The 15,528-nt window shown below is 61.2% G+C and carries 14 protein-coding genes; 5 read left to right on the top strand and 9 right to left on the bottom strand.

What is annotated here, in order from left to right; translation table 11 throughout:
* Positions 1 to 46 precede the first annotated feature (46 nt).
* Entirely contained in the window at positions 47 to 2,563 is a 2,517-nt protein-coding gene (locus EFQ99_RS11305; protein ID WP_126921122.1) for a hypothetical protein, read from the bottom strand.
* Between the two features lie 188 nt (positions 2,564 to 2,751).
* On the opposite strand from EFQ99_RS11305, the gene EFQ99_RS11300 reads away from it, so the two are divergent.
* Both EFQ99_RS11300 and EFQ99_RS11295 read left to right on the top strand, forming a co-directional pair.
* The gene (locus EFQ99_RS11300; protein ID WP_126921121.1) at positions 2,752 to 3,804 is read left to right on the top strand and encodes a LacI family DNA-binding transcriptional regulator; all 1,053 of its coding nucleotides are present in this window, start codon (positions 2,752 to 2,754) and stop codon (positions 3,802 to 3,804) included.
* Between the two features lie 35 nt (positions 3,805 to 3,839).
* Positions 3,840 to 4,370: an NADPH-dependent FMN reductase gene (locus EFQ99_RS11295; RefSeq protein ID WP_126921120.1), complete on the top strand. Its 531-nt coding sequence runs from the start codon at positions 3,840 to 3,842 to the stop codon at positions 4,368 to 4,370.
* Between the two features lie 19 nt (positions 4,371 to 4,389).
* Here the strand turns inward: EFQ99_RS11295 and EFQ99_RS11290 are convergent, their stop codons facing one another.
* The 5 genes from EFQ99_RS11290 to EFQ99_RS11270 are packed head-to-tail and all read right to left on the bottom strand — an operon-like array spanning position 4,390 to position 9,504.
* Complete coding sequence (locus EFQ99_RS11290; protein WP_126921119.1) at positions 4,390 to 5,133, bottom strand: ABC transporter ATP-binding protein; 744 nt, start codon at positions 5,131 to 5,133, stop codon at positions 4,390 to 4,392.
* Positions 5,130 to 5,975 carry an ABC transporter ATP-binding protein gene (locus EFQ99_RS11285; protein ID WP_126921118.1) on the bottom strand — a complete coding sequence of 282 codons (846 nt, stop codon included), beginning with the start codon at positions 5,973 to 5,975 and terminating at the stop codon, positions 5,130 to 5,132. The genes EFQ99_RS11290 and EFQ99_RS11285 overlap by 4 nt, the downstream gene beginning before the upstream one ends.
* Positions 5,962 to 6,864 (bottom strand): ABC transporter permease, encoded by a 903-nt coding sequence (locus EFQ99_RS11280; protein ID WP_126921117.1) that lies wholly within the window; start codon positions 6,862 to 6,864, stop codon positions 5,962 to 5,964. Before EFQ99_RS11280 ends, EFQ99_RS11285 begins: the two co-directional genes overlap by 14 nt.
* Entirely contained in the window at positions 6,861 to 7,889 is a 1,029-nt protein-coding gene (locus tag EFQ99_RS11275; protein ID WP_126921116.1) for an ABC transporter permease, read from the bottom strand. The genes EFQ99_RS11280 and EFQ99_RS11275 overlap by 4 nt, the downstream gene beginning before the upstream one ends.
* 19 nt (positions 7,890 to 7,908) lie before the next feature.
* Complete coding sequence (locus EFQ99_RS11270) at positions 7,909 to 9,504, bottom strand: ABC transporter substrate-binding protein (protein ID WP_126921115.1); 1,596 nt, start codon at positions 9,502 to 9,504, stop codon at positions 7,909 to 7,911.
* 132 nt (positions 9,505 to 9,636) lie between these two features.
* On the opposite strand from EFQ99_RS11270, the gene EFQ99_RS11265 reads away from it, so the two are divergent.
* The 3 genes from EFQ99_RS11265 to kdgD all read left to right on the top strand — a co-directional run bounded on the left by EFQ99_RS11265 (position 9,637) and on the right by kdgD (position 12,346).
* On the top strand, positions 9,637 to 10,344 hold the full coding sequence (locus tag EFQ99_RS11265) for a FadR/GntR family transcriptional regulator (RefSeq protein WP_126921114.1): 708 nt from the start codon (positions 9,637 to 9,639) through the stop codon (positions 10,342 to 10,344).
* A gap of 68 nt (positions 10,345 to 10,412) precedes the next feature.
* Entirely contained in the window at positions 10,413 to 11,423 is a 1,011-nt protein-coding gene (locus EFQ99_RS11260) for a mannonate dehydratase (protein WP_126921113.1), read from the top strand.
* On the top strand, positions 11,420 to 12,346 hold the full coding sequence (gene kdgD / locus EFQ99_RS11255) for a 5-dehydro-4-deoxyglucarate dehydratase (protein WP_126921112.1): 927 nt from the start codon (positions 11,420 to 11,422) through the stop codon (positions 12,344 to 12,346). Before EFQ99_RS11260 ends, kdgD begins: the two co-directional genes overlap by 4 nt.
* 255 nt (positions 12,347 to 12,601) lie before the next feature.
* Here the strand turns inward: kdgD and EFQ99_RS11250 are convergent, their stop codons facing one another.
* From EFQ99_RS11250 to EFQ99_RS11240, 3 genes are read right to left on the bottom strand one after another with little or no spacing between them, the layout of a single operon-like run.
* Complete coding sequence (locus EFQ99_RS11250) at positions 12,602 to 13,675, bottom strand: ABC transporter ATP-binding protein (RefSeq protein WP_126921111.1); 1,074 nt, start codon at positions 13,673 to 13,675, stop codon at positions 12,602 to 12,604.
* 23 nt (positions 13,676 to 13,698) lie between these two features.
* Complete coding sequence (locus EFQ99_RS11245) at positions 13,699 to 14,547, bottom strand: carbohydrate ABC transporter permease (RefSeq protein ID WP_126921110.1); 849 nt, start codon at positions 14,545 to 14,547, stop codon at positions 13,699 to 13,701.
* Positions 14,540 to 15,478 carry a carbohydrate ABC transporter permease gene (locus EFQ99_RS11240; RefSeq protein ID WP_126921109.1) on the bottom strand — a complete coding sequence of 313 codons (939 nt, stop codon included), beginning with the start codon at positions 15,476 to 15,478 and terminating at the stop codon, positions 14,540 to 14,542. Before EFQ99_RS11240 ends, EFQ99_RS11245 begins: the two co-directional genes overlap by 8 nt.
* Positions 15,479 to 15,528 lie beyond the last annotated feature (50 nt).

Genomic DNA, 15,528 nt, shown 5'->3' with positions numbered 1-15,528 from the left:
ATGAATTCCTGCGCCCGGCCGGTCCTCCACCTGCCGGACACGTCGTTTACGAGGCCGCGCGCCGCGGCTGCCTTCCCGGTATCTCCAGATGTACCGCGTCTCCCCGCACCGACCAGTCCGAAGGTCTGAGAATACGGCCTTCGGCGCGCACGGTGCCGTCCTCTTCGAAGACGACCTGGCCATAATCTGGATCGACGATGATCAGTGCTCCCTCGTCGTCCCGGCGGACCGAGAGCCTGGCGAACCGCGCCTGCATTCCTTCAAGGCCGCCGTCGCGCCTGACATCGGAGAGACGGACGATCCAGCGACTTTTTCGACCGGCAAGCCGCAATTCCATACCGGTCGTCGGGCCTTGCTTCACCGGCATCAATGCTCCGCTGCCGATCAGCATCGCCAGACCGTCGCCGGAGCGGGCAAGTGCCAGATTGCCGTCCACCGCGGTTTCGTCAAAGGCCTCGACCGGGAACCAGGCATGGCTGAAATCCGGCTGGCCTTCATGGATGTCGAAATCGAGGATCGCCAGATCCCGATACTGGTGTACGCGCGGCAACGTTCCGCAGCCGCCCCAGAAGCTCGGCCGGCCGTAGCCGAACTGGATGGTTTCACCGGGATGGTTGATCCAGACCTGTGCTTCCGGCCGGTCGCCGAGGCGCAGGTGCAGCACCGTCTCCTGATAACCCCAGGCGCCGGGGCGATAATGCGCGATGGTGCCGAGTGCGGTGTCGCGCGTCTTGTAGTGATAGAGCGCGGCGAAACGGTTCTCGCCCTGGGAAAAGGTCCATTCCTGCGCGTCATCGGATTGGTGCGCGGCGATTTCGGCCAACGTCTCGGGGAAACGCAGGCCGTGGTCGCGGATGCAGACGGCAAGCTGCGGCAAGGCGTGGACGCGCCGGCCGTACCAGCCACGGCCCCAGAGAAGGCGGGCGATGGCCGATAGTTCAACCGAGCGGCCGGGGCGCAGCGTGTGTTCGTAGGAGCGGCCCTGGCTGCCGGTGAGCATGCCGTGATGGGCCGAGCGGGCGACGATCTCCATCAGGCGGACGATGCTGGCGCTTGCCCGAGCACGGATCGCCTCATCCGGCGCGCAGGCGGCGAGCGCCGTCAGGCCCTTGAGGTCGATCGGGAAATAGGGAACGGAATTCCACTCGGCCATTTCCCAGCGCTCGAAATGATCGAGCCAGGCGCGGACACGCTCCTCGCCGACCTTCATCTGTTCGGCGCCGGTGCGGCCGGAACGGACGAAGACGGCATCCGGGAAAAGCCTGCCGCCGAGATAGGCGGCGGTATGGAAGAGAAGCGCGTGGTTTTCCGAAAAATACCACTGAACGTCGTTGCCCGGTTCATCCATCCAGTAGCGATAACGGAGAACGGCGTGCTCGATCCTTTGCCGTAGACCTGGCGACAGCAGATCGCTCCAGCGCGTATAGGCAAACAGCAGCGGCACCAGCACGAAATCGGCACAGTCGTGACAATCTTCGATGACGGGCAGCATGGCCGAGATCATCGCCTCGGTTTCCTCGCCGCCCTGCCCCAGCGCCAGGCGCGCGAAAGCGCAGACCGTGTCGGGCTCGGAATGCGCCGCGACCTCGGCAAGCGCCTCGGCGACGCGGTCTTCCAGCGCGGCAGGCGCTTCTCCCTGGGGATGACAGATCTCGACGCCGAGCGTGCGGCCGACGGAAAACTCGCCGGCCTTGAAGACGATACGGAAATGGCGGAAATCGGCCGGCATCCGCTCGGAGGCGCCGAGTTCAAGATTCGTCGCCCCTTTCTCCAGTTCGAAATCATAATCGAAACGCTCGGTCGACATGAAGTCGCCTTCGATCTCGACATGGCAGGTCAGCGATACAGGCAGCGGCTCGGGAAAAAGGATCGTGACATCCTCACCGAAATAGGCGGTGCGGTCGAACCTGATGCCTTCGAGGATCGCCTCCAGCGCATCCGCGTCACCGGCGGTGACGGGAACGGGAACTGATGTTTCGACCTCCGGCCCCTCGAGATAATCCAGCTGGAAATAGAAGCGGGCATCGCGCTCGGCGAGATCGTCGAAATAGACGCGGATCTCGTTGGGGCCGGCAGCCAGCTCGACCTCGAATAGCTGCTGGGCTTCGAGGTTGCGCTCGTAAGGCGCCATGAAGCCCTGCTCGCGATCGTTGACGAAGAGGATCGCGCCGCCGCAAGTCGACAGGCGAAGCTTGGCTGGCCCCGCCGAGCGGGCATCGAGGAAGGTGCGCGCCCAGCAGCCTATGCGGGTCGGCCGAAACCAGAAGCCGGACAGGTCGACACGCGGGGATGCGAAGGGAAGCCACCAGCGAGTGGCCTCGAAATCGGTGGCCGGCTGAGGCCGCCGTCCGGAGAAGGCTTCCTTGAATTCTGTGCGGCAGGGATATTCGTGAGGAATGAAGTTCTTCGTCTTGGTGACGAAGAAGAAGGGATCCATCTTGCCTTCCATCGGTCGGTCGGCGACGTCGTAACGCTCCTGCCACAAGTGGGCGAGCTGCCAATAGGCGATCGGGCTATTCTTCGTAGTTGCGCGATGGAGATAGGATTGCTGCTCGGAGGCCATGCTCTAGCCCACGCGAACTTGGGAACACCGGACAAAACGCCGACGGATGGACTGGCCGTCAAACCGCATCTTCAAAGCCTCCCTGCTCTGTTGCTTGTCGCGGACTCCTCGCAACACTTGTGCATAGGCATTCCATTTGCGCAATCTGAAAGATTTTTGCATAAAGGAAGAGAGAGCGAGGAGACGCCATGTCAGCGGAGCAGAAAAAAGGCAGGAGGACACGCCTCGACGACATCGCCGCCAGATGCGGCGTGTCGATCAGCACGGTGTCGCGGGCGCTCGCCGGCGAAAAAGGCGTGAGGCCGGAGATCCGCAAACTGGTGCTGGAAACGGCAAGCGCTGTCAGCTACGCCCTGCCGGCAAGTGTGGCGGGCAAGAAGGTCATGCTCGTCGCCTCCGGCGCGGCGATGATCGACTATGTTCGCAACCAGTTCACGCTCTACGTTCTCGAAGGACTGAATGCGCGCGCCTCCGCCCTCGGCATCGAAGTGGCGATGCGCCCCGTCGCCGACAAAGCGGACGAAGCACGCGTCATCGCCGAAATGCGTGACGACCCGAGCTTCGGCGGCATGCTGATCCTGACCGTCGATGAGGAGGATATGCTTGCAGCCGCCGCCGATCTTGGAAAACCCGTCGTGCTCGTCAACAGCGACGATCCGTATATGCGGCTTTCGAGTGTCACGCCCTGCAACCGCTCGGCCGCCTTCATCGCCGCGGAGCGACTGATCAAGGCTGGGCACGAACGCATCCTCTTCATGCTGCGGCCGGGGCGACGGACGATCGAGCGGCGTTTGGAGGGCTGGCGCGATGCCTTGCAGCATCACGGGCTGAAAGCCGATACCGATTTGGTGCTCGAGGTCGACGATTGGCTGCCGGAACTCGGCGCCGAGGCGATCACCCGGCTCATCCGCCAGAAAGGCCTGTTCTTCACCGCCATCCTGACGGCCGGCGACAGTCTTGCCGACGGCGCCGTGCGCGGGTTGCAGGCGGCGGGTTATGCCGTGCCGCGGGACATCTCGGTCATGGGCATAGACGACCTGCCGCAATCAGCCTTTCACAATCCGCCGCTCTCGACGGTGCATATTCCAATGCGTGAACTCGGCGCCACCGCGCTCGATCTGCTGCGCGACATGATGCTCGGCCTTGCGACGCCGCGGCGGCGAGTCGAGCTTTCCTGCCATCTCGTCGAAAGAGGCAGTGTCGCCGCGGTCAGCCGCCCAAGTGCCCCTGATCGCGTTTAAGCCGATCGCACGAAACAGGAGGCTATGCCGACACCATGAAATTCCTGGCAATATCCGGCAGCGCTCGCCGAGCCTCTACCAATACGGCCATGCTATATGCGCTGCAGTCGGTCGCCGGCTCGGCACATACGGTATCGGTCTATGACCGGGTCGGGGAACTTCCGGTCTTTTCGCCCGATCTGGAGCTTCCAGAGCCCCCGCTTGAAGTGGCGAGGCTTGCAAGAGCCATCGCCGACGCAGATGGACTGATCCTGGCCAGCCCCGAATACATCAGGTCAATCCCCGGCGGGCTGAAGAACGCCATTGACTGGCTGGTCTCCCGTCAAGAGGTGATCGGCAAACCGATCGTGCTTGCGCACGCCTCCCATAGAGGGGACGACATGCTGCGCCAGCTCCGCGTCGTTCTCGCCACGCTCAGCGGACGATTCAACGAGGAACTCTTCCTTCGGCTCCATCTGATGAAGCTTTCCCCGGAGGAGGTTGGGGCGCATCTTTCCGAGCCTCGGCATCAGGACGAGATGCGCCGTTTCCTCGACGATTTCGCAAGTTTCTGCAAAGCAGCCTGATGTTGCTGCTTAACTCGCGTCAAGCTCCCATGAAGCTCGCCTCGAACAGTTCCCTGGCATAGGCGTCATGCGTGGTGCCGGCCCGCAGATCCTCTTTGGTGAGTTCGTCCACGAAGCCGCCATCCTTCATGATCAGCACCCGGTCGCACATATGGGCGATGACCGCGAGGTCGTGACTGACGAGCAGATAGGTCAGTCCCTTTTCCTCGCGCTGATCGGCAAGCAGGTTGAGGATTTCGGCCTGGACGGAGACATCGAGTGCCGATGTCGGCTCATCCAGCAACAGGATCGGCGGCGACAGGATGAGTGCGCGGGCGATCGCCACGCGCTGCCTCTGGCCACCGGAAAGCTCGTGCGGAAAACGGCTAGCAAAACTCGCGGGCAAACCGACCTGAATCAACGCCTTTTCGACTTTCGACCAGATATCGGAACGCCCCATGGCGCGCAGCGGCTCCGCCAATGCAGTGCCGATACGATGGCGGGGGTGCAGGGAGCCGTAAGGGTCCTGAAACACCATCTGGGCTGACGTCAGCTCCTCGCGGGAACGCTTCTTTCCTATCGGCTTTCCGCCAAGTTCCATCTGACCCGTCCAGCCACTCTCCATTCCGGCGAGGCAACCCAGCACCGTCGATTTGCCGCATCCGGATTCACCGACGATTCCAAGCGTCTCCCCCTGCTTTACCTGAAAGCTGATGCCCCTGACGACATGGTTCCGGTTTTTGCCTGACGCAAAGATGACATCGAGATCACGCACATCAATCATTGTGCCGTCTCCAGATCAAGTTTCGCCCTGTCGAGAACCGCAAGCCGGCGAACCGGGTTCTTCGGGTCGGGCAGCGCTGATATCAACCCGCGGGTATAGGGATGGCGAGCATCTTCCAGGCGGGTCAGGGTTTCGACAATCCGGCCGGCATACATGACGATGATGCGCTCGCAGAAGGCTGCGACCATGCGAATATCGTGGCTGATGAGCAGCAGTCCGGAATTGTTCTCACGCACCAGTTCATCGAGCAGCAGCAGCACGTCCTTGCGGACGCTAACGTCGAGAGCCGAGGTCGGCTCGTCGGCGATGACCAGCTTCGGCCGTGCGAGCAGCATCATCGCGATCATCACACGCTGGCCCATTCCTCCTGAGATCTGGTGGGGATAGAGCGCCATGACCCGATCCGGATCGCTGATGCGCACACGTTCCAGCATGGCGCGGGCGGCATTCTGCGCCTCTTTCCCGCGAAGGCCGAGATGAAGGCGCGCGGCTTCGGCAATCTGTTTGCCGATCGACAGCACCGGGTTCAGCGAATAGCGCGGGTCCTGCATGATCAGGGCGATATCCTTGCCGCGAAGCGCGCCCATCTGTCGCTCGGTCTTTGCAAGCAAAGAGCTGCCTGTGAGATCCAGGCGCTCGGCCGCGAGCACGGCGGCCGGCGGCAAAAGACGCATAATGGCGCGGCCCGTCGTAGATTTGCCGGAACCGGATTCGCCGACGATGCCGACACGTTCGCGTCCGACGTCGAAACTGACATTGGAAACGGCGGGCACGGCCCCTCGCCCGAAACGGACGCTCAAGCCCTTGACGGAGAGAACGGGCTGCAGATCACGATCTTGCATGGCGGGGATCCAGAATGTCGCGCAGAGTATCTCCGGCGATGTTGAAGGCAAGGCTCGTCAGCAGGATGGCGATACCCGGCATGACGGCGACCCACCAATAATCGAGCATGAACTTGCGGCCGTTGGAGATCATCGCGCCCCATTCCGGCGCCGGCGGCTGGGCGCCCAGACCAAGAAAGCCTAGCGAGGCCGCCGTCAGGATGATGCCCGCCATGTTGAGCGTCAGGCGAACGATGACCGAGGGAATGCACATCGGCGCGATGTAGAGAAGAAGGATGCGTATCGGTGACGCGCCGTAAAGGCGGGCGGCAACCACATAGTCGGCATTTCGGACGACGAGCGCCTCTGCCCGGGCAAGCCTTGCGATCGGGGGCCATGCGGTGAGCGAGATTGCGATGATGGCCGTGCCCAGCCCCGCTCCGAGGGCGGCGGCAAAGGCAAGCGCCAGGATCAGCGACGGGAAGGAAAGAACGATATCTGTGGCTCGCATCAGAACAGCATCCGTATTCCCGCCGAAGAAACCCGCGACGACGCCGATCAGAAGGCCGATCGGCCCGACGATCAACGAAACCGCAAGCACGGTCTGAATGGTGATCCGCGTGCCGAAGATGAGGCGACTGAGGATATCCCGGCCGAATTCGTCCGTACCCGCCGGATGAGCAAGGCTTGGAGGCCGCAAGGCATCGCCAAGCGCCTGAATGGTCGGATCATAGGGCGCCAGAAGCGGCGCAAAAATCGCGACCACGCAGAGGATGCCAAGGACGGCGAAGCCGGCAAGACCAAGCGGCTCGTCGGCCAGTTTGCGGCCGGCGCGCGCAAAAGAGGCGGCAACGCGGCTCGGCACACTTGGAGGACGGATCTGGATCTCGCTGTGGACGGCGTCGGTCATCGGGCAGCCTCCCTCATGCGCGGATCAAGCACGGCGTAGGCGACGTCGGCCAGGAAATTCAGGAACATGAAGATGAACCCCACGATGATGGTGGCAGCGACGATGGCGTTCATGTCGCCGATCATCAGGGCATTGGTCATATATTGGCCGATACCCGGCCAGGAGAAGACGATCTCCGTCACGACAGCGCCTTCGAGCAGCCCGCCATAGGAAATCGCAAGGATGGTGATCAGTTGCACGGCGATATTCGGCAGGACGTGGCGCAAAACCGTACCGGTCGGGCTCACGCCCTTGGCGCGGGCGGCAATCACATAATCCTGGCTCAACTGCTCCAGCGTGAAGCTGCGGGTCATGCGGGTGATGTAGGCCATCGCCGCGTAAGCCAGGATGAAGGCGGGCAGAATGATATGGCCGAGCGCATTCCAGAAGATTTCCGTCTCGCCTTGCAGAAGGCTGTCGATCAGCAACAAGCCGGTCTGCGGGGTGACCAGCCCCTCGTAGAACACGTCCACCCTGCCCGGCCCGCCGACCCAGTTCAGGCCGGCATAGAAGATGACGAGGCCGACGATGCCGAACCAGAAAACCGGGATCGAATGACCAACGAGGGCGACCACGCGGGCAATCTTGTCGATCAGGCTGTCGCGAAATAGCGCCGCGACCAGGCCGAGCGGGACGCCGACGAAGGTCGAGATGATCACTGCCAACGTCGCAAGTTCGAATGTCGCTGGAAAGGCCTGAGCGAGGTCCGAGGAGACGGGATTGCCGGTGAGCACAGCCGTGCCGAAATCACCATGAGCCAGCCCGTTCAGATAGAGGAAGAACTGCTGATAGATCGGCAGATCGAGCCCCAGACGCGTCCGCATCGCCGCATAGGCGGCGGGATCGGCGAGCTCGCCGACGATCGCGCCGACGGGATCCGTGGGCAGGACGCGACCGATCACGAAGGTCACACATAAGAGGATGAACAGGCTGACCACCAGATGCGCCAGGCGTCGGCCAAATTCGGCTGCGGAGAGTTCCTTCATGATCGGCTGCCTCGGGGTATTACTGGGTTTCAGACTTCGTGACGTCCTCGAGGCGCGTCAGCTGGGTCGGATGTCCCACATATCCCTGTACCTTGCTTGATAGCACGATAGGCTCGAAGCGCTCGAAGAGCGGAAGCACCGCCGGCTTCTGTTCCACGAACATCTTCTGCATCTGAACGTAGAGCTCGCCGCGCTTCTTCGGGCCTGGCTCTATCGATGCCTTTGCCGTCAGGGCCGTCAGTTCGGGAATGTCCCAGGCCGAGCGCCAGACGAAGTTGCCGGCATTGTTGGCCTCCTTCGAGTTGTCGGGATTTGACGAGAACTGCTCCATCGAGCCGAGGACGTTCGGCATATAGGCGCTGGTCTGCGGAATCAGCAGATCGAAGTCCCGGGCGCGATGGGCGGCAATGATTTCCGAGCCGTTGCCCTGCTGGATGTCGATCTTGATGCCAACCTGGGCGAGCGAAGCCTGGATGGCCGTGGCAAGATCGATGCGCGGCGTCTGGGCGATGGTCTTCAGCGACAGCGAGAAGCCGTCCTTGAACCCTGCCTCGGCCAACAGATGCTTGGACTTTTCAACATCGAGATGCCAATCGGGATTCGGGATCGCATATTCGAAATTCTCCGGAACGGGAACGTTTCTCGCCCGCCCGTAAGGACCCATGATCGTCTTCTCGATGCCCTTATAATCGATACCGTAGGCAATGGCCTCGCGAACCTTCGGATTGGAGAGGTACTGATTGCCGGCATTCATCGACAGCACGTAGAAGCCGCCTGTCGGAATCCGCTGGATGGTGAAACCCTGCTTATCCTTGAACGTCGCAAGATCCGATGCCGTCAGGGCACTGGCGATATCGATATCGCCACGTTCGAGCATCAGGCGCTCGACCTGGCTTTCCGGAACGTGGCGGACGATGACGCGCTTCATCTTTGGACCGCCTGCCACATAATCCTTATTGGCGTCGAGAATGACAAGTTCGTTCGGAGACCAGCGATTGAGGGTGAAGGGACCGGAGCCGGCCGAGTGCGTCCGCATCCAGGCGTTTCCCCAGTCATTATCCGCGACATGCTTCTGCACTTCGACACTGTCGACCACGCTGGTGGTCGAGGTCGTGAGCCGGTAGAGCAGCATTTCGGCCGTCACCTGGCCTGAGAAGTCGATGCGCACCGTCTTGTCGTCGACCGCCGTGACGAGCTTGTCGACATTGGTCTTGTCATAACCGATACGCTTGAGGTTGGCGGCAGCGGCCTGGTCAAGCTTCAGGAGCCGCCCCAGCGAATAGACGACGTCCTTTGACGTCACCGGATTGCCGGAAGCGAAATTGGCCTGGCGCAGGGTGAAGGTGATGCCCTTGTCGTCAACCTTCCAGCTTTCGGCCAGCTGCGGCACGATCTTGCCGTCAGGCGTGCTGTTGACCAGCCGGTCGTAGAGGTTCGACATGATCTCGACCGCTTTTCCCTCGGTCGCCTGATGCGGATCGAGGGACAAGACCTGCGCCAACGATGTCCCGATCACCAACTGATCCCTCGGCGTGGCGGCGTGCAATTGCGGCGTGGCGATCGTCAATGCGCCGACGACGGCGCCGGCGAACAAGCCTTTAGAAAAATGCTTCATTGTAACTCCTCCCTGGATTACTATAGGAAACATATTATGTCGCCCGTATGTCGTATTATGATTTATCGAAGTCGAATATGATTTGCAAGACCTGAGCGGGGGACCTTGATGCAAAGGGATTGGGAACGGAAAATGACAACACTCAGCCGCGGTCGGCAAAGACTGGCGCAGCAGGTCATTGATCAGCTACGGGCGCAAATCGAGACGGGGAAGCTGCGCGTCGGCGACCAATTGCCGACCGAGCCGCAGCTTGAATCGACGTTCGGCGTGAGCCGCACCGTGGTGCGAGAAGCCATTGCCGACCTGAGAGCAGCGGGCTTCGTCAAGCCGATCCAGGGCAAAGGGGTTTTCGTCGCCGATCCCAAGATTCATTCGGTATTGTCACTGACGCCTGTGGAAATCAAAAGCATTCCGGAAACCCTGGAATTGCTGGAGTTTCGCATGGCGGCCGAGGGCGAAGCGGCAGCCATCGCCGCCTATCGCCGCACCGCCGAACAGGAGGCGGCAATCCGCGAAGCCAACCGCAGAATGGCAAGCCTGATCGAAGCCGGGCAGCAGACCGTGGAGGCTGACTATGCCTTCCATATGGCAATCGCGGCCGCCACGAACAACCGATTCTACGTCGATGTTCTGCGCCATTTCGGCCCGAGAGCCATTCCCCGCGGCCAGTTTCCGACGCTTCCTGAAGCTAATGACCGCGACTATCTCCAGAAGGTCTACGCCGAACATGTGGAAATCCTTTCGGCCATCGCCGACCAGGATCCGGAGCGGGCGCGCCAGGCGATGCGGGCACATATGATGGCGAGCCAGCGTCGCTACCGCATGCTCGCCGAACAGTAATAGGGCTCGACTCTCTCAAAAATTCATATTATGTCATATGACATTGCGAAGACTTGAGAGGGACTTTGATGTATCTGGGAACACAGGTGGCAGCGCGGGATGACGACGATTATCGCATTTTCGCGCAACTGGGTGTGAAGCATATCAACGCCGACCCGCCGGGAAAGCCGAGCAGCTGGACGCTTTCGGATATCGAGCGTCATCGCGACAAGGTCGAAAGCTTCGGCCTGATCCTCGACATGATCCAGTTGCCCCTGCCCTCGCAGCCGATCGAGAAGGCTTCCTATCCCGATATCCTGCTGGCCGGCCCCGATCGAGACAGACAGATCGACGCCGTCTGCAAGATGATCGAGAATGTCGCCGCGGCCGGCATTCCATCTGTGAAGTACAATCTCAACCTGATCGGCATTCCCCGCACGCCGGATGAACCGGGACGCGGCGGATCGCTGAACGCCAGCTTCCGCTGGGAGAAGGCGGATCATCAGGCCGCACCCGGTCTTGCCGGCGTTCTCTCCGAGGATGAAAACTGGGAACGGATCGACTATTTCCTCGAACGCGTCGTTCCTGTTGCCGCAAGTAACCGCGTCAGGCTCGCCTGCCATCCGCACGATCCCTATACGCCGCCCGGCTATCGCGGCGTCACGCGTGTGCTCGGCACGGTGGAAGGCCTGAAGAAATTCGTGCTGATGCGCGAAAACCCCTATCACGGCCTCAATTTCTGCCAGGGCTCGATCGGCGAGATGCTCGAAAACCCCGGCGAAGAAATCGACGACATCATTCGCTGGTTCGGTCAGCGCAACAAGATCTTCAACGTTCACTTCCGCAACATTCGCGGCGGCAAACTTTCCTTCATGGAGACCTTCCCGGAAGAAGGCGACATGGACATGGTCCGCTCGGCCAGGATCTACAAGGAAGTCGGCTTCAAATACATGCTGATGCCCGACCATGTGCCGACCGTCAGCGGCAAGGATCCGACCGCCACCGCCTTTGCCTTTTGCTACGGTTATATCGCGGCACTTCTACAGGTGCTCGAGAGCGCCCGAGACGATTTTCAACACCTAAGGAATAGGACTTCATGATGAACCCGATTGAATTGAAGAAGGCCGTCGGCAGTGGTCTCCTCTCGTTCCCGGTGACGCATTTCGACGATCAACTCAAATTCGACGAAGCCAAATACCGGCGTCATGTCGAGTGGCTTGCCGGTTACGATGCTGCTGCGCTGTTTGCCGCCGGCGGCACCGGCGAGTTCTTCTCCCTCAACCCCAGTGAGATCCCGCAGGTCGTGCGGGCCGCCAAGGCGTCGGCGGGCAAGACGCCGATCATTTCGGGAACCGGCTACGGCACGTCGCTGGCGATCGAGATCGCCGTCGCGGCCGAGAAGGCGGGCGCGGACGGTCTGCTGCTGCTGCCGCCCTATCTGATGTTTGCGGAACAGGCCGGGCTGATTGCCCACGTCAAGGCGGTCTGCCAATCGGTCGGCATCGGCGTCATCGTCTATAACCGGGACAACGCCATTCTTTCGGCCGAAAGCATCGCGCGTCTGGCAGAGGAATGCCCGAACCTGATCGGCTTCAAGGACGGCGTCGGCGATGTCGACAAGGTCATCGAGATCACCACCCTGCTCGGCGACCGTCTGGTCTATGTCGGCGGCATGCCGACCCATGAAGTCTATGCCCAGGCCTATTTCGCCGCCGGTGTGACGACCTATTCGTCTGCCGTTTTCAACTTCGTGCCCGCCCTCGCCCAACGCTTTTATGGCGCCTTGCGCACCGGCGATCAGTCGACGGTCGACGAGATCCTGAAGAGCTTCTTCTTCCCCTTCGTCGCCTTGCGCAATCGGAAGCGTGGCTATGCCGTCTCGATCATCAAGGCCGGCCTTCGCGTCCTCGGGCAGGATCCAGGGCCTGTGCGCCCGCCTCTGACGGATCTCACTCCGGAAGAACTCGGGCTGCTGGAGAAGATTGTGCAGGCAAACGGCGGGACACGCATCGCGGCGGAGTAGCAAATCGGAGATCAGGAAACGCGGGGGCCTTCCGCCATGGATTACAGTGCGCGCCCGCGTCCGTTCAGATGCGCGAAAAACACTTCAACCCTTTGAACCAATGACGAATCTCTCTTCTCGGCGTCATCCTCGGCCTTGTGCCGAGGATCTGCAACCGGCGTAACAGATGCTCGGGACGAGCCCGAGCATGACGAAAGAGAAGTTGGCCGGCTTATCAGCAGTCTAAGGTGCCGGCGGCTTTAACGTAAACCGCCCCTAAAGCGCCACGCCGGTGCCGCGATCGAAGACGTGCACCTGATCACTCGTAATACTCGCCTCGAACACGGCGCCATAACGGGCGGGATATTCACCGTCGACGATGGCGGTTACCTGCTGACCGGCGAGATCGAAGACCACGTGGGTCTGGGCGCCTGTCGGTTCCACCAGCATCGTCCGGCCGGCGAGCGGCGTGCCGGCTGATAGACCGGGAACGAGATGTTCGGGGCGCAGGCCGACGGTGATGGCCTGACCGGGCTTGACCTTGCGGTCAGGCGCGATGCGGATGGCCGTGCCGTCGCTGAGGCGAGCAGCTGGCCCACCATTTTCGCCGTCGACTGTGCCGTCGAGCATGTTCATCGCCGGTGATCCGATGAAGGCGGCGACGAAGAGATTGGCGGGCTTCTTGTAGAGTTCGAGCGGTGTTCCCTGCTGCTCCACCCTGCCCTGATTGAGCACGACGATGCGGTCGGCCAGCGTCATCGCTTCGATCTGGTCATGGGTGACATAGATCGAGGTCGTCCGGACCTTCTGGTGCAGCGTCTTGATTTCCGAGCGCATCTGCACGCGCAACTTGGCATCGAGGTTGGACAGCGGCTCATCGAACAGGAAGACAGCCGGATTGCGCACGACGGCGCGGCCCATGGCGACGCGCTGGCGCTGGCCGCCCGAAAGCTGGGCCGGCTTGCGGTCGAGGAGCTTGGCGAGATCGAGCATGCGGGCGGCCTCGGCGACGCGGAGCTCGATCTGGGGTTTCGCCACGCCGGCGAGCTTCAGATTGAAACCCATATTTTCAGCCACAGTCATGTGCGGATAGAGAGCATAGGATTGGAAGACCATGGCGATGTTGCGCTCGCGCGGCGTCATGGCGTTGACGACCTTGCCGCCGATCGCGATTTCGCCATCGGTGATCTCCTCGAGGCCGGCGATCATCCGCAGCAGCGTCGATTTTCCGCAACCGGACGGCCCGACGAGCGCGACGAATTCCCCATCCTCTATCGCAAGCGAAATGCCGTGGATGACGTCGACGGCGCCATAGGCCTTGCGAATATCGTGCAGTTCAACAGATGCCATGATTGCACCTCCAATGGTTCGGCTCAGGACTTCACGGCGCCGGCGGTCAAGCCGGCGATGATGTGTCTCTGGGCGACGAAAAAGACGATGATGGTGGGAAGGATGGTGAGGGTTATGAAGGCCAGTACCAGCTGCCATTCCGTGCCGTACTCGCCGCGATAGACCATGATGCCGAGCGGCCAGGGATATTTGGATTCCGAGTTCAGCATGATCAGCGGCAGGATATAGCTGTTCCAACTGCCGACGAAGGAGATGATGCTGACAGTGGCGACGATCGGCCGGGAAAGCGGCAGCGACACATGCCAGAAGAATCTGAGATAACCGCAGCCATCGACGAAGGCCGCCTGGAACAATTCTTCCGGGAGGTTGCGAAAATAGTTCCTGAATAAGAGGATGCTCATGCCGAGCCCGAAGGCGACCTGCGGCAGCACCACGCCCCAATAGGTATCGAGCAGGCCGAGATCGCGGATGCGGATGAAAAGCGGCAGGATCGCAGTCGCCGCCGGAAACATCAGGCCCAGCAGGAAATAATTGAGCAGGAACGACGAGCCGAAAAACCGGACATGGGCAAAGGCGAAAGCCGCCATGGACGACACGATCAGCGTCAGGAGGACGGTGAGTGCGGCGATCACAAGCGAATTGCCGATCTGCAGCCAGTAGCGCTCACCGAAAAGAATGTCGGTATAGTTCGCCCATTGCCATTCCGTCGGCAGGCCGAAGGGATTGGTGCGCAGATCGCCCAGCGTCTTGAAGCCGCCAAGCGCCGTCGTCAGCAGCGGCACGAGCACGATCGCGGCAATCAGGCTCAGCGACACGTAGAGATAGATGCGTGTCGATGTGCTCATGCGGATAGAAGAGCTCATATCAGTCATGGCGCATGAATATCCTTTTGTAACCGAAAGCGAGCGTCACGCAGATGATGAAGAGCACCACGCCGACGGCGCTGCCGAGGCCGACCTGCATGCGCATGACGCCGTAGGTATAGAGGAAGGTGACCATCGTCTGGGTGGAGTTGGACGGCCCGCCGCCGGTCAGCGGCATGATCATGTCGAAGAGCTGCAGCGAGCCGACGACCGCAAAGAAGATGGAAAGACGCAAGGTCGAGCCGAGCAGCGGCAGCGTGACGTAACGGAATTTCTGCCAGCCGGTGGCGCCGTCGATTTCGGCCGCCTCCAGCACGCTTTTGTCGACGGATTGCAGCCCGGCGATGAATAGCATCATGTGAAAACCGAAATATTTCCAGACGATCACCCCGAGGATGGCATAGATCGCCAAGTCCTTGTCGGCGAGCACATAAGGATTGGCGAAACCGAAGAAGTTGGAAACGGCGGCAAACAGGCCATAGTCGCCATCGTAGACGAAGCGCCAGATGAGGCCTGCGGCAACGTCCGCCAGCACATAGGGCAGGAAGAAGATCAGGCGGAAGCCGACGACACCCGGAATGCGGTGCGCCAGCATGGTCGCCAGCCAGATGGCGAGCGGTACCTGGATGCAGATCGAGATGACGATGATCAGGCCGTTATTAACAAGCGCCTGGGTGAAAGCCGCGTTACGGAACAGAACCTGGAAGTTGCGCAGTGCGATGAATTCGGTCGGCGTGCCGTAACCGTTCCATTTGTAAAGGCTGTACCAGGCGGCCTCCCCCATCGGCATGATGACGAAGAGCGTGAAAAGCAGCAGCGCCGGCGGCAGAAAGAGCAACAGCACCGTCAGCCGGTCATGCGCGACCGAGCTCCGGCTGTTTGCGGCTTTCCTTGCCGGCCGTGCGGCCGTCGTGATCGATGGGACTGAGATATTGGCCATTGTTCCTGCTTTCGCATGTCGGCAGCGACGCTGGCGCTCCGTTTTGGGTC

Source organism: Rhizobium vallis (assembly GCF_003985155.1).
Taxonomy (GTDB): Bacteria; Pseudomonadota; Alphaproteobacteria; order Rhizobiales; family Rhizobiaceae; genus Rhizobium; species Rhizobium vallis.
Note: the sequence above shows the minus strand (reverse complement) of the source record. Positions and strands in the feature narration are given on the sequence as shown.